This window comes from Qipengyuania pacifica, assembly GCF_019711555.1.
GTDB classification, from domain to species: Bacteria; Pseudomonadota; Alphaproteobacteria; order Sphingomonadales; family Sphingomonadaceae; genus Qipengyuania; species Qipengyuania pacifica.
Genome location: NZ_JAIGNQ010000002.1, coordinates 271,946 through 290,552 on the forward strand (window position 1 = coordinate 271,946; position 18,607 = coordinate 290,552).

Annotated in this window: 21 protein-coding genes and 1 pseudogene; 13 read left to right on the forward strand and 9 right to left on the reverse strand. The window is 61.2% G+C overall.

The genetic code is table 11. The annotated features are described in order from the left end of the window. Window positions 1–144: 144 nt before the first annotated feature. The 4 genes from K3177_RS06535 to K3177_RS06550 all read left to right on the forward strand — a co-directional run bounded on the left by K3177_RS06535 (window position 145) and on the right by K3177_RS06550 (window position 1,890). The gene (locus K3177_RS06535) at window positions 145–306 is read left to right on the forward strand and encodes a hypothetical protein (RefSeq protein WP_221597624.1); all 162 of its coding nucleotides are present in this window, start codon (window positions 145–147) and stop codon (window positions 304–306) included. A 128-nt stretch (window positions 307–434) separates the two neighbouring features. Continuing rightward, window positions 435–707 (forward strand): hypothetical protein, encoded by a 273-nt coding sequence (locus K3177_RS06540; RefSeq protein ID WP_221597625.1) that lies wholly within the window; start codon window positions 435–437, stop codon window positions 705–707. 59 nt (window positions 708–766) lie between these two features. Next, complete coding sequence (locus K3177_RS06545) at window positions 767–1,624, forward strand: hypothetical protein (protein ID WP_221597626.1); 858 nt, start codon at window positions 767–769, stop codon at window positions 1,622–1,624. After that, window positions 1,621–1,890: a hypothetical protein gene (locus tag K3177_RS06550; RefSeq protein WP_103023184.1), complete on the forward strand. Its 270-nt coding sequence runs from the start codon at window positions 1,621–1,623 to the stop codon at window positions 1,888–1,890. The genes K3177_RS06545 and K3177_RS06550 overlap by 4 nt, the downstream gene beginning before the upstream one ends. Before the next feature lie 134 nt (window positions 1,891–2,024). Here K3177_RS06550 and K3177_RS06555 read toward each other — a convergent pair whose 3' ends face one another. Beyond that, entirely contained in the window at window positions 2,025–2,210 is a 186-nt protein-coding gene (locus K3177_RS06555; protein ID WP_196846424.1) for a DUF1289 domain-containing protein, read from the reverse strand. Window positions 2,211–2,392: 182 nt separating this feature from the next. On the opposite strand from K3177_RS06555, the gene K3177_RS06560 reads away from it, so the two are divergent. The 4 genes from K3177_RS06560 to K3177_RS06575 all read left to right on the forward strand — a co-directional run bounded on the left by K3177_RS06560 (window position 2,393) and on the right by K3177_RS06575 (window position 5,977). After that, complete coding sequence (locus K3177_RS06560; protein WP_196846425.1) at window positions 2,393–2,659, forward strand: hypothetical protein; 267 nt, start codon at window positions 2,393–2,395, stop codon at window positions 2,657–2,659. A gap of 263 nt (window positions 2,660–2,922) precedes the next feature. Beyond that, window positions 2,923–4,302, forward strand: a complete 1,380-nt coding sequence (locus K3177_RS06565) for a glycosyltransferase family 2 protein (RefSeq protein ID WP_221597627.1) — start codon at window positions 2,923–2,925, stop codon at window positions 4,300–4,302. Then, window positions 4,293–5,225 carry a hypothetical protein gene (locus K3177_RS06570; protein WP_221597628.1) on the forward strand — a complete coding sequence of 311 codons (933 nt, stop codon included), beginning with the start codon at window positions 4,293–4,295 and terminating at the stop codon, window positions 5,223–5,225. Before K3177_RS06565 ends, K3177_RS06570 begins: the two co-directional genes overlap by 10 nt. A gap of 110 nt (window positions 5,226–5,335) precedes the next feature. Beyond that, a complete protein-coding gene (locus K3177_RS06575) occupies window positions 5,336–5,977 on the forward strand; it encodes a GNAT family N-acetyltransferase (protein WP_247714319.1) in 642 nt (213 codons plus the stop codon). A gap of 12 nt (window positions 5,978–5,989) precedes the next feature. Here the strand turns inward: K3177_RS06575 and K3177_RS06580 are convergent, their stop codons facing one another. From K3177_RS06580 to K3177_RS06595, 5 genes and pseudogenes are all read right to left on the reverse strand, one after another. After that, window positions 5,990–6,463 carry a pilus assembly protein gene (locus K3177_RS06580; RefSeq protein WP_345725383.1) on the reverse strand — a complete coding sequence of 158 codons (474 nt, stop codon included), beginning with the start codon at window positions 6,461–6,463 and terminating at the stop codon, window positions 5,990–5,992. Continuing rightward, window positions 6,464–6,625: pseudogene (locus K3177_RS15535) on the reverse strand (TadE/TadG family type IV pilus assembly protein); the annotation flags it as partial. Beyond that, window positions 6,618–7,241 carry a TadE/TadG family type IV pilus assembly protein gene (locus tag K3177_RS06585; protein WP_221597630.1) on the reverse strand — a complete coding sequence of 208 codons (624 nt, stop codon included), beginning with the start codon at window positions 7,239–7,241 and terminating at the stop codon, window positions 6,618–6,620. The gene K3177_RS06585 and the pseudogene K3177_RS15535, both read right to left, overlap by 8 nt. Then, a complete protein-coding gene (locus tag K3177_RS06590) occupies window positions 7,238–8,866 on the reverse strand; it encodes a TadE/TadG family type IV pilus assembly protein (RefSeq protein ID WP_221597631.1) in 1,629 nt (542 codons plus the stop codon). Before K3177_RS06590 ends, K3177_RS06585 begins: the two co-directional genes overlap by 4 nt. A gap of 228 nt (window positions 8,867–9,094) precedes the next feature. Continuing rightward, the gene (locus K3177_RS06595) at window positions 9,095–9,892 is read right to left on the reverse strand and encodes a LysR family transcriptional regulator (protein ID WP_103023177.1); all 798 of its coding nucleotides are present in this window, start codon (window positions 9,890–9,892) and stop codon (window positions 9,095–9,097) included. A gap of 132 nt (window positions 9,893–10,024) precedes the next feature. Between K3177_RS06595 and K3177_RS06600 the strand changes: the two genes are divergently transcribed. Together K3177_RS06600 and K3177_RS06605 are read left to right on the forward strand one after the other, a co-directional pair. Beyond that, a complete protein-coding gene (locus tag K3177_RS06600) occupies window positions 10,025–12,190 on the forward strand; it encodes an RNA degradosome polyphosphate kinase (protein WP_221597632.1) in 2,166 nt (721 codons plus the stop codon). After that, window positions 12,187–13,713 carry a Ppx/GppA family phosphatase gene (locus K3177_RS06605; protein ID WP_221597633.1) on the forward strand — a complete coding sequence of 509 codons (1,527 nt, stop codon included), beginning with the start codon at window positions 12,187–12,189 and terminating at the stop codon, window positions 13,711–13,713. The genes K3177_RS06600 and K3177_RS06605 overlap by 4 nt, the downstream gene beginning before the upstream one ends. 3 nt (window positions 13,714–13,716) lie before the next feature. Here the strand turns inward: K3177_RS06605 and apaG are convergent, their stop codons facing one another. Continuing rightward, window positions 13,717–14,115 (reverse strand): Co2+/Mg2+ efflux protein ApaG, encoded by a 399-nt coding sequence (gene apaG, locus K3177_RS06610; RefSeq protein WP_103023442.1) that lies wholly within the window; start codon window positions 14,113–14,115, stop codon window positions 13,717–13,719. A gap of 501 nt (window positions 14,116–14,616) precedes the next feature. Between apaG and K3177_RS06615 the strand changes: the two genes are divergently transcribed. Then, window positions 14,617–15,030: a DUF6628 family protein gene (locus K3177_RS06615; protein WP_221597634.1), complete on the forward strand. Its 414-nt coding sequence runs from the start codon at window positions 14,617–14,619 to the stop codon at window positions 15,028–15,030. Here the strand turns inward: K3177_RS06615 and K3177_RS06620 are convergent. Continuing rightward, the gene (locus K3177_RS06620) at window positions 15,027–16,232 is read right to left on the reverse strand and encodes a trans-sulfuration enzyme family protein (protein WP_221597635.1); all 1,206 of its coding nucleotides are present in this window, start codon (window positions 16,230–16,232) and stop codon (window positions 15,027–15,029) included. The two genes, K3177_RS06615 and K3177_RS06620, sit on opposite strands and share 4 nt — an antisense overlap. Before the next feature lie 41 nt (window positions 16,233–16,273). After that, entirely contained in the window at window positions 16,274–16,798 is a 525-nt protein-coding gene (locus tag K3177_RS06625) for a TetR/AcrR family transcriptional regulator (protein ID WP_221597636.1), read from the reverse strand. 87 nt (window positions 16,799–16,885) lie between these two features. Here K3177_RS06625 and K3177_RS06630 point away from each other — a divergent pair, with 87 nt between their 5' ends. Both K3177_RS06630 and K3177_RS06635 read left to right on the forward strand, forming a co-directional pair. Further along, the gene (locus K3177_RS06630; protein WP_221597637.1) at window positions 16,886–17,272 is read left to right on the forward strand and encodes a hypothetical protein; all 387 of its coding nucleotides are present in this window, start codon (window positions 16,886–16,888) and stop codon (window positions 17,270–17,272) included. Between the two features lie 43 nt (window positions 17,273–17,315). Beyond that, entirely contained in the window at window positions 17,316–18,587 is a 1,272-nt protein-coding gene (locus tag K3177_RS06635; protein ID WP_221597638.1) for a phospholipid carrier-dependent glycosyltransferase, read from the forward strand. The last annotated feature ends 20 nt before the right edge of the window (window positions 18,588–18,607 follow it).

Sequence of the window (18,607 nt, forward strand, 5' to 3'; positions counted from 1 at the left end):
CCGAATCTGAGGCCAAGAGCGGACGGTCCGCTTCCGGCGCAAATTCAGACACCGAGACGATGCGGGAGTTTCGATAACAGAATACTCAACTGTCCCCGGAACCTCCCCCCGACCCTCACCCGTTGGTTGGGCGAGGAGAGCATCATGCCCACACCATCGAACCGCAAGGACGAACCCATCCATTATGATGCCGACAAGGCGCGCGGGGCGGAGATCATTCTGACAAAGCGGCGCAACCGGGTGATCTTCATCGCCGGGCTGGTCGGCTTCGTGGTGCTGGCGTTGATATTGAACTGGTTCGCCTGACCGTCTCTCACATCAGCTTGGACGCGAAGCCGCACTTGCAGTCCGCGGCGCGCAGACCGGACCACCCCCACGCAGAGGCGTCGCGCAGGCTCCCCCGAACTTTCGCGGCTGCGCTGCATTGAGGCTGTATGGCCGACGAACCCACGCTCTATCTGATCTGGCACGATCCCGCCGCCGTGCCTGCGGAGCCGATCGATCTGCATGGTGACGGGCATCCACTGGCGGACGGGTTGTGGCTGGTGCGCTCCGCCCTCACCCGCTCCAAACTCTATCACCGGATCAAGTGGCAATTGCCCGACGGCACGGCGCTGCTCTGCGCGCCGCTGGGGGACGATCCCGACGGCTGGCCCAAGTTCAAGGGGATGGATGCGGGCGCGCTGGCGTGGCTGCGCAGGGATTAACGAGCGCCGGTAAAAAACCATTTTCCTACACGGAAATAATCTGCATTCTATGCGTGGTCATGAGCAAGATCGACCGACCCACCAAGCCATTCGCCCTGCCCCCGCCCGCTGCGGCTGGAGGTCCCCCGACCCAAGCTGCAAAGAAGGCCAAGCCCAAACGCAAGATCGCGCGGCAGGCGACCTCTGCCGTGGCGCGGATCGGCCTGCCGCCGCAGCCGGGCGATCCGCTGCTGGCCTTCACCCCCGTGCCCCACAAGGCCGCGCGCCGCAATTCCATCACTGCCGAGCGCCAGCGCGCCTTCATCGCGCATCTGGCGGCGACGGGCATCGTCACCCAGGCGGCGATGCATATCGGGGCGAGCATGGAGGCGCTGTACAAGCTGCGCAACCGGCCCGGCACCGGAGAGTTTTCCGCCGCGTGGGATGCCGCGGTGGAGCGCGGCGTGCAGCGGCTGGAGGATTGCGCGCTCGCCCGCGCGATCGACGGCGTGCCCGAATGGAAGACCGACCGCGATGGCGGGCTGATCACCTATGGCGTGAAGCACAACGAGGCGCTGGTGATGTTCTTCCTGCGCAACCGCCGCCCCGAACGCTATAGCGAACATATCCGCCCCGGGCACCCGGTGTACGAGCGCATCCGGCGCGAAGTGGAGGCCGGTCTGCCCGCTGCGGCTGCGCAGGACCGGGAGGCGGCTTGCGAGGGCGAGAACGATACGCGCGAATGTGCGCTGTCGCGACATTTCGCCGACCGGCTGGCGCAGGGCGGACCTGACGGAACAGGGGCGGTTGCGGAGGACAGGGAGGCGCCGGCGCAACTTTTTTTGGATAAAGCGGGCACCAAAGCGGATCTCGTTCGTAGCAGGGGCCGAGGGGCGAATTCTCGCTCTCGAGATTCACGACAAGGGGAAACCAAGTGAAATTCAAGACAACCGCAATCGTCGCATCTGCATTCGCCATGACCGCGCTGGGCGCATGCTCGGAAAGCGAGCAGGAAGCCAAGGAAGATCTGGCCGAGCAGAAGTACGAATCGCAGGAAGACGTCCTTGAAGAGCAGGCCGACCTTGCCGAAGCACAGGGCGACGAAGCCAAGGAAGAAGCGCTCGACGCACAGGCCGACGCTGCTGGCGAAATGAGCGACCGCGCGGAAGACGCCGTGGAAGACGGTACCGCGACCACGAACTGATAAGCCTAGCCGGCGGCTCCTTACCGCCGGTCAGCATCAAGGCGGCAGTTGTCCCATGGGCGGCTGCCGCCTTTTCCATGGGCGAAGGGGATGTGGGGCCTTGAGGAGGATCGGGGGCGGGATCGGCCGCCCGGTCAGCCCTGCGCGGTGCTGCCGTCGGCTAGGCGGCGCGCGGCGCGCTCGACAATGGCGCGCTTCTCCGCATCGTCGGCAGACTGCCAGCCGGCGATCTCCTCCATCGAACGGCCGCAGCCGACGCACAGCTCCCCCGCGACATCGAGACGGCACAGGTCGATACAGGGGGATGAAACCGATTGCATGCGGCGCCCCCTGCCCGCCTGGACACGCTTTGGCCACCCCCAAGAGGTTAACCAACATGGTTAACATGAGATAAAACGTGGTGAGTGGCCGGTGAGTTGTTGCATCCGCTGACGCGGCTCATCCGTATCTATACCTAAGTGAGGAAACGCTCGCGAACGATAGAACGATAATGGGTCGCTCGATGAAAAATGCCAAAGCCGGAGACGGCACTTACGATTACGGCCGGACACGGGCGGGAGGCGTCTTTGCCCTGGCTGGCCTCGCCGCCGGCGCCGCCCTGCTGCTGGTATGGGGCGCCTGGTCCACACTCGAAGGAGCCACGCAGGACCAGCGCATAGCGCCGCCGCCCGATCTCAAATCCGTGGTCGAAAGCGTGGAAGCCAAGGGCGAACAGATCGCCGAACGCGCGCTGCACGAAGGCCGCGCCGAAGCGCAGGTTCCGCAATGATCGCAGTGTCAGATGGCGAGAAGTGCGATGGCAGCCTTGCCCGCGAAGATGGCGAGCACGATCGCGCCGTCGATCAAGCGGTCGCCGAGCGTGTCGAACATGGAACATCCCCTGTGGCTGCCATGTCTTCCTGCGCCCGCAACCTTAGCGAAGGGTTCGCAGGCGCGGTTATCGCACCGTTAACCACAAACTCTTGAATCCACGACGGAACCTGTGCGCACAGCGCGCCAGGTGACATCGTCTGCCACCATCGGAGGGACATCATGGCGGACAGCACAGCGCGGCTTTCGCACGGCTGGCAACCCGACCGGATCCGGGAAGAGGCTCACCGGCGAGACCGCTGGGCCGCAGGGCGCTTCGGCCTGTCGATGATCCTGGCGCTGGGGTGGGTCGTATTCAGCATCTGGCTGTCGCTACCTTGGCTGAGCGATCTGGGCGGGCTTACGCACCCGCTGGCAGCGTTGTTCGTGCTGGCTTTCGTCGCCTATGTGCCGGGCTTCATGAACGCGTTTCTCATGGCCAGCCTGGTGCTGCGGCCCCATGCCCTGCGCCGCACGCCCGAGCAATGGCCCGCGCTGAGCATCCTCATCGCCGCCTATAACGAGGAAGCGCTGATCGGCGAGACACTGCGCAGCATCGCCGCGCTGGATTATCCCGGCGCGCTGCAGATCATGGTGCTGGACGACGGCTCGACCGACGGGACGGCCACGGCCGTGCGGGATGCCGAGGCACTGTTCGCGGGGTCGAGCGGGCGCGACCTGCTGCTCGTCAGTGAAAAGCAGAACCGGGGCAAGGCACGCGTGCTGAACGACGGACTGGCCCTCGCCGCGCACGATCTGGTGGTGACGATCGATGCCGATACGCTGCTTGAGAAAGGCTGCCTTGTCGCGCTTGTCGAGCATCTGCACGCCAGTTCGCCCGAGACTGCGGCCGTAGCGGGTGCGGTGCTCGTCGGAAACCAGAACGATAGCTGGATCACGCGAGCGCAGCAGTGGGATTATTTCCACGGCATCGCAGCGGTAAAGCGCATGCAGGGCATGTATAACGGTACGCTGGTCGCGCAGGGGGCGTTCTCGATCTACCGGAAGGCTGCGTTGGTCGAAGCGGGCGGATGGCCCGACACGGTGGGCGAGGACATCGTGCTGACCTGGTCGCTACTTCGCATGGGTTACAAAACGGGCCATGCGGAGGACGCGGTCGCCTGGACGCACGCACCCGATACGTTGAGGGGCCTGTCGAACCAGCGCAAACGATGGGCTCGAGGCATGATCGAGGCGCTGGCGATCCACAAACGCCTGCTGGTCGCTCCACGGCTGCGCACCATGTTCATCTGGTGGAACCTGCTGTTCGTCAGCATTGATCTGACTTTCACCTTCGCCTTCATTCCAGGCCTGATCCTGGCCTTTCTCGGAATATTCTGGCTGGCCGGGCCGATCACCCTTCTGGTGCTGCCGCTGGCGGCGCTTTGGAATGTGGTCATTTACCGCATCCAGACCAGAATGCTGAAACGCAACAATATCGACATGGAGAAGAGCCTGCGCGGCTTCCTTCTCTACGCTTTCATCTATCCGCTGCTGATGCAGCCCGTTTCGGTGTGGGGCTACCTCGCCGAACTGACAGGAGGCCGCAAACAATGGAACTGACGCCCACATATAAGACGATCGCCGCGCTCGTCCTGAGCGCCGCCCTCCCCGGTGTCGCATGCGCACAGGACATCGAGCCTTCCCGCGCGCTGGGGGGCGAGGTATTCGCATCCACCGATAGCGACGACACCGACATTCTTCGTACGGCAATCGATTTCGATCTGCGCAATGCAGGCGATGACGACCGTATCGGCATACGAGTGGAAAAGGCCTGGTACGATCCATCCGGCACCGGCACGCGAAGCCGCGAACGTGTGTTCGGACGCTATGCCGGTGGCAGCGGGAACTGGAACTGGTCCATCCTGGCGGGGACCGATGGTCATACGGTCATCGGGTCGGCATCGATCCATGACAAAAGCCCCTTCCGCAAGGAGCTGTTCATCGAACGCGACGTGGTGGAAACGCCCCGCGGGCTTGATGAAAACATCTATTCCACCTTTGTAGGGGCCGCCATCGATTTGCCCGTCGATGACCGGAACATCGTGACAGTGCTGGGAGGAATACAGGATTTCACCGGAGAGAACCTGCGCCTTCACGCGCGAGCGAATTACGTGCATGTGGTGAAACCGGAATGGGGGCTCAGCCTGCAATTGCGAGGCCGATATTTCCACGACAGCGAGCCACGTGAATTCGATTATTATTCGCCGCGCTGGTACGCACAGGTTCTTCCTGTAGTGCAGCTTCGCCGGTTCGTGGGCGGATGGGAACTGCTCGGCGCGGGGGGCATCGGCGCGCAGCGCGACGCAGCCACCGACTGGCGCCGGTCGAACTTCGCCCAATTCCGTTTCCAAAGCCCCGACACGGATCGCAACTGGTCGACATTCGGCGAAATTATCTACACCGACACGCCTTCGAACAACGGTTCCGTCGGGACGGGATACAGCTATGTCCAAGGCCGTTTAGGCGTCATGCGGCGTTTCTGATCGGGTTGTCGCGGATATAAAGGGTTCGAAACGGCAAAGCGCGCGCTACAGGGTGGGTGGGCCGGGTTCTGTTGCGTAACAAGCAATGCAGAGCCGTGATGGAGATGAAGATGGTCGGTACCGGCGACGATTACACCGGGATTCCCATATCTAAAGGCTGCGGCGATGCTGCGATCCAGACAAGTCTCGTAGATGGGCGTCCTGTCTGCATTCGTATCGTCACCCCAGCCGACGAGATCCGGCTGCGGGAGGGAATCGCGCGGATGAGCCCCCGTTCGCGCTATCTGCGTTTCTTCACTGGAGGGGCAAGCCCGCCCGATTGGATAATCGAGCGGCTTTTGGGTGCGGACGGAGTGCGCCATCTTGCCTGGGGCGCGCTGGACCTGACCGATCCTTCACAGCCGGTAATGGGCGTCGTGCGCGCCATCCGGCCGGGCACCGCCGATCCGATCGCTGAATTCTCGATCGCAGTTGTCGATGCTTATCACGGCCTTGGCGTCGGACGCTTACTGGCCGCGACGCTTCTGCTTGATGCCTTCGCCGGCGGGCTGACCGCGTTTTCGGCAAATGTGCTGAGCGAGAACGAGGCCGCGCGCAGTTTCATCCGGCGCCTGGGAGCACACCATGTCTCCCAGGACGGGCCGGAGGCCGAATACAGGCTGGACGTCGCATCGGCTTTGGAACAGATGCGCGAAGAACGCGATCCCCCCGGATTGGCCGCCGTATTTGCGTATTTCGATGGCAAACGCTGAGATCGTCGGTACTCAGCAAGTCATTTCATCGAGATCTTGCGTGTTACTAATGACGTTGTTCTGACGCCCACGCACATTGAAGGCGCTTTCATATCGTATTGTCGGCGTGGTGAAAAAACCGGTCGTTACCAAAGGCTGGTATTGATACGTGGCTTCTACGAACATCACTGCGGTGTCTCTGAGCGCGGTGATTTTATTACCACCAGAGCCTAGACCTGCTTCCAGATCATCGTTGTCCCTGCCATGACCTTCCCTGCCATATTGGGGTCGAACCGATTTGTCATCGCCCCAACACCGTTGCCAGACGATCGTCTGCCCCTCATCGTTGCCGGAAAGATTATTGTGCTGCAGGCTGGAAAGCACCATGCGCCCGTGCTCTTTAAAGTCGAGGCCGCTACCTGCGTACTCCGCGCCTGTAAAAACCTCATAGATATTGGCTTCGTCGATTCCTCCTGTGACGCGCCCCGCATTGTCAGCCACGGTCATTGCCATCTGACTGACCCTCAGATGCGCGAGTGCAAGGTTCGAAAGCTCCAAGCCCGACATGACGAGAGTGAGAAATATCGGCGCAGCGAACGCAAATTCGGTTAGCGCCACGCCGCGCGTGTCGCGCCGCAGAATACGGAAGATTTGCAGCTTTCTAACCACAGATCACCGCGGCAGTCGCTTGCTGATCGAATGGCTGGTTTCTGACGGCAGTCGTAAGAGTGTATTCGATTGTCGGTCCGATGCTTGGTACGAACCCGTGTAGCGGCAGCAGCCGCGGCGCGCTGATCTGAGAGGTATAGAGTACCACGTCATCGGCGCCACCATTCCCTGTTTTGCCGGCATCCTTGTCGAACGTTCCGTTGCCGTTCGCATCCTCGAAGCAGTCGCCGTCATGCGGGTCGAATCTGCCGTTCTTATTGTTGTCGACCATAAGTTTTTCCGGATTTCCAATGTCGGAAAAGTCGAAATAACTTTGCTGGGTGACTTCGACACCAGCGTTCGGCGCTACATGCGCTACTTGAGCTTTGATCAAATTTTCGACCTGCTCTTCGATTGTGTCTCCATCAACATCGATGATCGGGAATTCGACAGCCGCCGTGCGAGCCGCGTCGTTTAATGCGCCCTGCATTATGGACCGGACATAACTGTTATATCCGAGTTCGAGTCCGCCCATCAGTAAGAGGACCATCGGTCCGCTGATCAATGCGAATTCGACAATCGTGCCACCACGCTGGTCGCCACCGAGGCGCCGCCTTGTATGCTTCACCGAGATCACCGCGTAAGCCTCAGATTGCCGATCCCACGACCGATCGTCTCGAAAACGCTCTCAAGGTCGGAGCCATCCGACGTGTAGAAATGCGCGTCGCTAGTAGCGCAATCGTCAATCTCGTCTGTGTCAGTTTCATCGAGAGCGATCACCCAGATCGTCGTTCCGGTCGATTTCACCTGATCGCAGATAGAGTGGAAACGATTGATATGCTTCCGATCCTGGCTTCCAGACCCCTGAATTCGATTGTGGAACCTGTCGATACCATAAGCAGAGTAAAGCATGTTGCCGGTGTCGAGCCGGCCGTCGGTCATGAATACTATGTGTCGATTGACAGGTACGATGCCGTGCTTGGTGGGGTTCTCCGAGGCGAACATCCCAGTAGGCGACAGGAAGCGAGCGCCCCAGAGCATGCCAATGTCATGGTACGTACCACCAGTTACATTGGCAGTGGCATCGTTGATTGCATCATTGAATGCACTTTCGCTGGCGTAAGTTTCAAGCTTTTGCGATTCCGATGGGCAACCGTCTTGCGATTCACCTTGCTGGACCACTGGATCATAACGACCCCACTGGAAATCTGTATCATTTCCGTTTGCTGCGACAGCGTCGATATCTTGCTGACTGACGGTCTGGAGAATCTTGAAAGGGCTGGTCGTTTGCCCGACACTAGAACGCTCCTCGATGCAGCCAATACCGCTTGTTCGGAAATCTCGAATATTCTGATTGCTGTTATTTGCTGGTTTTGCCCATTGAGTATCATCGATATGAACGATCTCATCGCCTTTGTAATCAAAGGTTGGACTGTAGGTTACGATTCTGTTGTTACTATCGATGTAAACAGTGCCCGTCGACGCTGCATCAGTGTCCCTGTCGTAAGTTTTGGTAGTGCATCCATCATTCTGCCAAGACCACCACACCTTTTTTTGTTTGCAGACCCGCTGTTCCCATTCGCCGCCCGCATACAACTGCTCTTTTAAAATGTCGCGATTCTTAAGGCTCCGCGCCACATTGACGGTGTGGGAATAGGAAACAATGCCGAACCGTGTAATTGCCCCATTCGCGGTGTCGTCCAACGCTCGGAAGAGTCCCGAAGCACCAAGGCGCAATCGTGAAATTTTGGACGCACCGCCGATCGAAGGCGCGTCATTCATTGAGCCTGTGGTATCGAGCACCAACATGACATCGTTATGTCCAAGATCGCGTTTGGCATCGCAATTTGCTTCGATGGGAATAGTGTTGAAGCCAAATATATGCATCATCGCGGTTGGGATTTCCGCACTGGCTTCGCCGATGATCTGGGCACTATCCGATGGGTCTTTGCTAACACGAAAATTCACGTCTCGAGCGCCAAGAATGCCCGACGGAAAATTGAAGTCGAAGAATTTGTGTGCCTCGACCTCGTCCTTATTCACTCCGTCATCGTCTTTCTTCCAGACGTTGCCGTTCATGGACTGGCGCCCAGCCAGCACTGCAGCGTCGCACGCATTCTGAAGTTTGGCCCGGGCCATATAGGCAAAGCTCAGGTCCAACCCGCTACCGATCATCGCCACGAGCGGCACCAGGGCCGCGGCGAAAATCGCCAGCGTATTACCCTTGGTATCGGTCAGTACATTGCGCAAAGTGCGGATCATTAGGCTAGCCCCCTGTGGCTGTGGGGTAGCCATTGCCGCGTTAAGCCCGGCTTGGAATTCGTGGTTAATTCTGGCTTAAAATTCGAAACAATGACGAATAGTCAAAAGAGAAATAAATATCTTTTGAATATCGTGACGTGGGAAAAGAGTTCAAAGTCCAGCCAAGAAAAAATATGATTTTTTCATGCGCACACGCAAGAAAATCTATTCAAAATTGGGAACCCTTTTCTATTCCGAAAGGAACGAAACCAGCGATCTGACCTTTTTAGTACGCCATTGCGGGGTCGGCGCAACTAACCAGTACGCGCGCGTACCGGTATGGGGGCCGTCCAGCACCTCCAGCCTGCCGGCATCGATCGATTCCTTTGCCAGCAATTCCGGCAGGATCGCCTTGCCCAACCCGGCCAAGGCCGACGACAGCGCCTGTCCGGCATTGGAGACGGTGACGTGTGCAGCGACACCGTCCTGCAGCGGCAGGCCCCAGTCGATCCATTTGTCGGGCGCTCCGCCGTGTTCGGCCGGACGCGCAACGGTAACGCGGCGAGCCTCGTCCAGTTCGATCCCCTGCAGGTCGCCCGGCCCGTCGACCAGCCGGATGGCGCAATCGAGATTGGCTTCGGTGAAATCGGCATTCTCGTCCGCCACGAAGGTGAAGCGGATATCGGCATCCCCCTCTCCGAACTTTGCCAGCCGCGGTGCGAGCCACTGCGCATAGAATTCGCGCGGGCAAGCTATCGTGTAACTGTCCGAAGCCTGGCCGGCCTGCATGGCGGACACGCTTTCTTCGAACTTCAGAAACCCTTCGCGAAGCGCGTCCAGACCGGCCGCGCCTTCCTGTGTCAGTTCCAGCCCCTTGCTGGTGCGACGAAACAACACGGTGCCCAAGTGATCCTCTAGCGCGCGGATCTGCTGGCCGACCGCGGCCGGGGTGACCGCCAGTTCGTCGGCAGCGCGTGTGAACGACAGGTGCCGCGCCGCGGCATCGTAAACGCGCAGGGCGTTCAGGGGCAGATGGGTGCGCTTCATGGTGCGTTGCGCCTTAAATGCGACCGGCGCAGGAAACAAGATGCAGAGAAAGGGCCTTTTCTTTCCCTGCCATCAGGGCACAGTGTAATTCAACCGTCATATTGGAAGCCCATGCCCCCGCCTCGTAGCCCGATGAGTACGGAATTCCCTTCCCGCGTAGCGGCCAATGACGCCGAAGCGCTTGCGCAGCTTGCGCCCGAGGATCGCTATACCAATCGCGAACTGAGCTGGCTGTCCTTCAATCGCCGTGTCCTGGCCGAAAGCGAGAACGAGCGGTATCCGCTGCTGGAGCGGCTGCGCTTCCTGTCCATCTCGGCGAGCAATCTCGACGAGTTTACGATGGTCCGGATCGCCGGGCTGGAGGGGCAGGTGCAGCGCGGCATCGAAACGCTGGGCATAGACGGGTCGAGTCCGCGCCAGCAACTTGCCGCGATCCGCGAACAATTGCTCGCGCTGGAAGATCGCCAGCAGGCAAGTCTGGAAACCCTGCGCGATCTGCTTTCGCTGGAAGGCATCCTGCTGGCATCGATCGACGATCTGTCGAAAGACTGCAAGAATTGGCTGGCGCGCTATTTCGAAAGCGACATCCTGCCGCTGATCACCCCGCAGGCGATCGATCCCAGCCACCCGTTTCCCTTCGTGGCGAACAGAGGCATCGGGGTGATCTTCCGTCTTAAGCGCGGGAAGCGGCAGGCCGATCTGATCGAGATGGTGCTGATCCCCAGCGGCGCACCGCGCTTCGTTCGTGTCCCGGGCGATGAAGCGATCTACGTGGGCATCGAACAGCTGGTTACGCGTTTTGCCGACCAGCTTTTCCCCGGTTTCAAGGTGCTGGGCGACGGCATTTTCCGTGTCCTGCGCGACAGCGACATCGAGGTCGAAGAAGAAGCCGAAGACCTTGTCCGCTATTTCCGCACCGCCATCCAGCGACGGCGGCGAGGCCGGACGGTTCTGCTGGAACTGGACGACGATTGCGACGAGGTGTCCGAGGCGCTGCTGCGCGATCAGCTCGATGTCGAAGAGGCGATGATCGTCAAGACGAACGGGATGCTTGGCCTGGCCGATCTTGCCACCATCTGCGGCGAGCCGCGCCCGGATCTGAAGTTCGAACCCTTCAGTCCGCGCTATCCCGAACGCATTCTCGAACATGACGGCGATTGCTTCGCCGCCATCCGCGAGAAGGACATCGTCATCCACCATCCCTTCGAAAGCTTCGATGTGGTGGTTGATTTCCTGCATCAGGCTGCGGTCGATCCCGCCGTGGTTTCCATAAAGCAGACGCTGTATCGCGCGGGCGACCAGTCCCCGGTCATCGCGGCGCTCATCGAAGCTGCCCAGAACGGCAAGGCAGTGACGGCCGTGGTCGAACTCAAGGCCCGGTTCGATGAAGAGCGCAACATTCACTGGGCTAGCGAGCTCGAGCGGGCCGGCGTGCAGGTGATCTACGGATTTACCGACTGGAAAACGCACGCCAAAGTCAGCCTCGTCGTCAGGCGGGAAGAAGATGGCTATCGCACCTATTGCCACTTCGGCACCGGCAATTATCACCCGGTGAACGCGAAGATCTATACCGATCTCAGCTTCTTCACGGCCGATGCGACGCTCGGGCGCGACGCGGCGAAGATGTTCAATTTCATCACTGGCTATATCGAGCCCGACCAGCTGGAACGCATATCGCTGTCGCCGATCGGCCTTCAGGAACATCTTTACGAACTGATCGATGCCGAGATTGCCAACGCCAAGGCGGGCAAGCCTGCGGGCATCTGGGTGAAGCTCAATTCGATTACCAACCGCGCGATTATCGACAAGCTCTACGAGGCCAGCCGCGCCGGAGTGGAAATCCGCATGGTGGTTCGCGGCATTTGCTCACTGAGGGCCGGCCTGCCCGGCATTTCCGAGAATATCAGCGTGAAGTCGGTCATCGGCCGCTTCCTCGAACATTCGCGCGTATGGGCGTTTGCCAATGGCAAGACGCTGCCCAGCCGCCAGGCGAAAGTCTATCTCACCAGTGCCGACGCGATGAGCCGCAATCTGGAACATCGCGTGGAAGTGATGGTCCCGATCACCAACAAGACCGTCCACGACCAGGTGCTCGGGCAGGTCATGCTGGCGAATATCCTCGATACCGAACAAAGCTGGAGGCTGGACCCGGATGGCCAGTACCGGCGCATGCGGACCGATGATGGCGGGTTCAACTGCCATCAGTACTTCATGTCCAATCCGTCGCTGTCGGGCCGCGGGGCAGCCCTGACCGATCACGAAGTCCCTCGCCTGACCCTCGGAGGGGCAGAGACATGAACAAATCCCGTTCGGCCAAATGGCAACGCCGCCTGATCCAGCCGCCGCGCGCAGTGATCGATATCGGTTCGAATACGGTGCGCATGGTCATCTACGAAGGGACCGGGCGTGCGCCCGAGGTGGTCTGGAACGAGAAGGTCGCTGCGCGCCTCGGCCGCGACCTTTCCAATACGGGACGGATCCCCAAGGAAGCATGGGACGAAGCGCTCGCTGCGCTCGCGCGCTATTCGCTCATCATTTCCGATCTCGGCGTGGAAGACGTGCAGACCGTTGCAACCGCAGCGGCCCGCGATGCGGAAAATGGCGGGGAATTCCTGCAAGCCGTCGCGAAACTCGGGCTTACACCACGCCTTCTGTCGGGCGAGGAAGAAGCATGTGCTTCGGCCATGGGCGCTCTGGGGGCCTTTCCCGGTGCGCAGGGTGTCGTCGCCGATCTCGGCGGGGGCAGCCTCGAACTGGTTTCGATCGCCGACAATGACTGTCGCGAAGCGTCTAGCCTGAGGCTGGGCACCCTTCGCCTGCCCGCGCTTCGCGCAGAAGGCCCGGAAGCATTCGAAAGCGCGGTGCACGAACAGCTCGCATCGGTCGGCTGGGCCGCTGCCCACACCGGCCCGATGTATATGGTCGGCGGCACATGGCGTGCGCTTGCGGCTTACGCCATGCGATACATCGATTACCCGCTGACCGATCCGCACGGCTTTTCACTGCTGCCAGACGATGCCCGCAGGCTGGCGAAGGAACTCGTTGCGGCCGATCCGGAAAAGCTGATCGACATCTCCGGCATCAGCCCCATGCGCGCCAATTATCTGCCCGATGCCGCGGCCCTGCTCTGCCCGTTGCTGGACGAGATCGGTCCGGACGAACTGGTGTTCTCTTCCTGGGGCCTGCGCGAAGGCCTGCTCTATTCACGGCTCGAACCCGGGCAGATGCAGGCCGACCCGCTTCTGGCGGGTGTGACAGCCTATGCCGCTCCTCGCGATGCATCGATCACCGAAGCGACTTTACTTGCGGCCTGGACAGTCGATCTCGCTGACGGTGACGGAACGCTGAACGAACGTCTGCGCCTGGCCGCAGCGCAATTGTCCGGCGCACTCCAGCGGGTGGAACCCAATCTGCGCGACAGCCATGCGATCGAATGGTCGCTGGGCAAGCGCTGGATCGATCTGGATGCAAGGGGCCGCGCAATGATCTGCGCCGCGCTGTTCGGCAGCATGGGCCGCACCGAGTTGCCCGAAAGGCTGCGCGTCCTCGCCAGTGACGACGACTTGCGCGAGGGTGTAACCTGGGGGCTGGGTTTCCGCCTCGCACGCCGATTGGGGGGTGGCAGCAGGATGTCGCTCACCACCAGCGCTCTGAAACGCAAGAAGAAGAGCCTGGTCCTGCGTCTGGACGAAAGCCGCGCAGCTCTCGCAATCTATCCCGCGACGCGCGATTTCGAAATCCTGGCCGAATGGCTGGACCTCAAGCCGAAGATAAAAATTGGAAGCTTCGCGGTTTCCGACCTGAGCGAAGAGGAAGAATGAGCTTCAGTTTGCGGTGGCAGGCGCCGCGAGCGGAAAGAACGGGATGCGCACTTCCATCGGCGACCCGTCTTCCGCGTGGAATGTATAGAACCCTTCCATCGAGCCATGCGGCGTATCCAGTGGGCAACCCGATACATAATCGTGGCTCTGACCAGGCATGAGAACGGGCTTTTCACCGACCACGCCTTCCCCGTCGACATGGCTGACCATGCCCGCCCCATCGGTTATCCGCCAGTGACGGGTGATTAGCTGGACTCGCTCGTGCGAACCGTTTTCGATACGGATGTGATAGACCCAGAACCATTTCCCGGCCTCTGGGCGGGATTGTTCGGGCAGGAAGTTCACCGCGACCCGAACGGTTATCCCGTCGGTCATTGCGGCATGCTGGAAAAGCTCCTTGATCACATGGCCAACCTAATGCCCTGATCCCCTTGTGCAAGTATGTGCGCAGGAATTTCCCCGATACACGCGGCCCCGAGGGCCTTTGAAAGGTTAATTCCGCTTTACCGTGACTCGTGACAGTCTCCTAAGAGGCGGGCTCTAGACATGCCCCCGACAGCGGTTTCGGGCGAGCCCGGACTGCGGCAATCGGGGGATTGAACATGATCATCGCATTCTTCGGGCAACTGGCCCGCGACCACTGCGGAGATTCGTTCGTCAATCTGGCGCTCATCGCGCCGATTGCGGGAATGGCCCTGCTGGTACTCTGACCGGCTTTCCTTTATTATCTCTCGGCAGCGATTCAATTCCCATGGGTCATGCCGCGGACGGTGATCCCAGCGCCAACTTTCAAAGCTTCTATTCCCTTCAACGCCCTTTCAGGACCGCCTGAACAGGAAAACCTCGAACTCGTCACTTGCGAATGATTATCATTTGCATACTATGGGCCGCGAAGGAGATCGCATGGCCCATCCGCATGATTCGACCGCTCTCGAGCTTCCCTTCCCCGCACGACGGCATCAGACCTTGGGGCTCGTGATACTGCGAAGAATGGCAGGTCACGGTCTGCATGACGCACGGGCGACCATGCTAGCCCTCGACGCCGGCGGCACCGATTTCCGCAAGCTTCTGGTGCTGGCACGGGCGCTGATTGTCGATCTGGCCCGGACTTCGCAGCGCCGCATCCTCCTTGCCCCCTGCTGTGCAGCGGGGATGACGCGCGACGAAGGGCTGCTGATGGCACTCGTCAGCGGCGCCGGACTGGACGTCCATGGCGTGCTCACCGACGATTCCTCCTGTCCGGTCGCCATGACGACTGCCCATGCTCTGGGCGAGGAACTGGAGCGGATCGCCACCCGCAATCGCTGGCGACGCTAGAGCCCCGCTGTCGCCAGGGCGCGGTCGAGATCTTCCTTGATGTCCTCGACATCTTCCAGCCCTACATTGATGCGCAGCAGTCCTTCGGTCACGCCCATCTCGTCGCGTGCTTCCTGGCTCATGCCGGCGTGGGTGGTGCTCGCGGGATGGCACATGAGGCTGCGCGCATCCCCGATATTGTTCGAAATATCGACCAGTTCCAGCGCGTCGAGCAGGGCGAAGGCTGTGGCCCGATCGCCCACGTCCAGCGCGAAGATGGGCCCGGTGGCGACCATCTGCGCCTGCGCCAGTTCATGGCGTGGGTGGCTTGGCAGCCCCGGGTGCAGGATCTTGGGTACGCGGCTTTCCACGAACTTGCCCAGTTCCACTGCATTCTCGCTCTGCCTGCGCGCGCGCAGGTCGAGCGTTTCCAGCCCCTTGTGCACGACCCAGGCATTGAAGGGTGAAATGTTCGGGCCGGTATTTCGCTGGAACGGCAGCAGCACCTCGTCGATCCACTCCTGCGATCCGCATACGGCACCCGCCAGCACCCTGCCCTGGCCATCCATCAGCTTTGTCGCGCTATAGGCAACCACATCCGCGCCGAACTCCATCGGTTTCTGAAGTGCGCTGGTGGCAAAGGCATTGTCTACGACGGTAGTAATGCCATGCGCGCGCGCAACTCCGCAGACATGCGCCAGATCGACCACGTCGAGCGTCGGGTTCGCCGGCGTTTCGAAGAAGAACACCTTCGTGTTCGGCCGGATCGCAGCTTCCCATGCATCATCGTCCGCACTGTCGACGACGGTTGTCTCGATCCCGAAGCGCGGCAGCAGGTGATCGAGCAGCCAGCGGCACGAACCGAAGGCGGCCCGCGCGCCGACCACGTGGTCGCCAGCGGAAACCTGGCACAAGAGCGCAGTCGTCATCGCGGCCATGCCGCTCGCCTGCGCACGGCAGGCCTCGGCCCCTTCCATCAGCGCGATACGCTCCTCCAGCATCGCGACGGTCGGGTTCTGGAGGCGTGAATAGGTCATTCCAGCCGCTTCGCCGGCAAAGCGATCGGCGACGGTCTGCGCATCGTCATAGGTATAGCCGCTGGTGAGGAACAGCGCCTCGCTGGTCTCGCCCTGCTCGCTACGCCACGTGCCGCCGCGCACGGCCTGCGTCGCGGGGCGCCATTTGGAGGTGACGGAACGGTCCATGCCAGTAGTCTTTTTCATAGCGCGGCGAGATAGCACGGAGGCCCCGCCCCGCAAGCAGATTAGGATTCCAGCGCGGCAAGCCCCGCTTCACCGATATCGCCGCGCCCAATGGTCCGCAGCATCATGGCCCCTTCGATTACCGCGAGCACGGCTCGTGCACCGGCAACGGGGTTGGGGTCGTCGGTCGGCAAATGCGCCTCGATCCATTCCAGCAGCCTGTCGCCCATCGCTCCGGCGCTGGCGAGATAGTGGGCATTGCCGTCCGCGCATCCTGCAACGATGTCCCACCACACCCGCATGAACGGGGCAAAGTCCGGTTGCGCCGTGGTCCTAAGAACCGCCTCGGCGAGCGAGCGCCGCGATGTCGCTGCACCATCGGGAAAAGCCGCGTCGAGCGTAGCGGCATACATGCTGGCCAGATACTCCAGCAACCCGGCTACCAGTTCCTCCTTGCTGCCGAAATGATAGAGCAGCATCCGGTCGCTCGTTCCCGCCGCCTTCGCCAGCGGGCGAAGCGAGACATCGGCAAGGCCGTTCTCCAGCACATATCCTGTCATCATGGGCAGAAGGGTTTCACGGGACATACGGTTGGGCGCCATTCCCGACTTGTAGCGAGCGCTACGAATCGCTACAAGTGTAGCACTCGCTACATACCTTCGGGAGATGCTGCCATGACGTCCTATGAACTCCTCGCTGCAGGCGGCGCGGTCGCCATCCTGCTCGTCATCGCCCATGTGCTGACCAATCGCGAAGCGACGGGCAGCGCCCTGCTGGCCGCAGTGCTGTCCGCTGCCTTCTTCGGCTACACCGCGATCACCATCTTCAAGGAAGGCGTGGTGCTCGTCTGGACCAATCACACCACCAACCTGTGGGGCGTACAGGTGTGGTGGGACCTGCTGTTCGCGACCGGGACCGCGCTGTTCTTCATCGTTCCCCGCGCCCGCGCAGCAGGAATGAACATCGTGCCATGGGTGATCTTCACCGCCCTTACCGCCAGCATCGGCCTTCTAGCCATGGTCGCGCGCCTGTTCTGGCTGGAGAAGCGCACAACCCGCTGATCCCGCTTGATGCGCGCGCGCGGCTTTTCTAAGCCAGCAGGCGATGAGCCGCGCGCCAGAGCAACCCAAGGACCCGATCCGCTGGTGCGCCGCCCTGGCGCTCGCCTTCTTGCTGGGCTGCCTGCCGTTCCTGACCGTCGTCACCCATCCCTATTTCGACGAGGTCCATTATCTGCCCGCCGCGCGCGAGTTTCTGACGCTGGGCACATTCATCAACCGCGAACATCCACTGGTCGGCAAGGAACTGATCGCGCTCGGCATCGCCCTGTTCGGCGACAATCCCTGGGGCTGGCGCCTGCTGCCGACCCTGTTCGGAACGCTGGCCCTGTTCGCCGCCATGCGCGCGCTATGGTTCGGCACGCAAAGCCGTTTCGCAACGCTCTCCTACGGCGTTCTGGTGGCAACCGGTTTCCACCTCTTCATCCATGCCCGCATCGCGATGCTGGACATTTTCTACCTGACCTTCCTGTGCGTCGCCGCATGGCAGTTCGCCGGGGCGATCCGCCAGCCGGAACAGGGGCGCTGGCGGCTGGCGCTGACGGGCATCGCGCTTGGGCTTGCCATGGGAGCCAAATGGAATGCGATCACGGTGGCCATGTTGCCGGGTCTGGTGTTCTTCTTTGCCCGCGCAGCAGCGGGACGTCGCCGCCTCTTCCTCAGCCGCCGCGGCGCGCCCGTTCCCGGCACGACGCTGGTCGAAGCCGCGCTATGGCTCGGCGTCGTTCCGCTGGTCGTTTACGCCGCCAGCTTCCTGCCGGCCTTCTTCTTTCGTGAAAATCCCATCACCGAAGGGTTGATCTTCCACCACCAGTTCATGCTCATGCAGCAGGAAAACGTGCTCAAGCCGCATCCCTACCAGTCGACCTGGGAACAATGGGTGCTGAATGCCCGCGCGATCTGGTATCTCTACGAACCGGTCGACGGGGTGCAGCGCGGCATCATGCTGATCGGCAATCCGCTGACCATGATTCTCGGCCTCCCGGCCCTCGCATGGTGTGCCTGGCATGGCGTGGTGCGCCGCTACTGGGCAGCTCTCGGCGCGGTGGTCGTCTACATCGTCAGCCTGGCTTTCTGGATCTTCGCCAACAAGCCGGTGCAGTTCTATTACCACTACAGCCTGCCCAGCATGGCCCTGCTCGCCGCACTGGCGCTGGCCTGCGATGCGCTATGGCGCAATGGCTGGCGCAAATCCGCGCTTGCGCCCGTAATCGGCAGCGTGCTGATGTTCGCCTGGTTCTACCCGATCATCAGCGCCGCACCGCTCGCCGGGCCAGACAGTTTCAAGGTCTGGACCTGGCTCGCAAGCTGGCGCTAGCGCGTCTTTCAGCTTCCGCG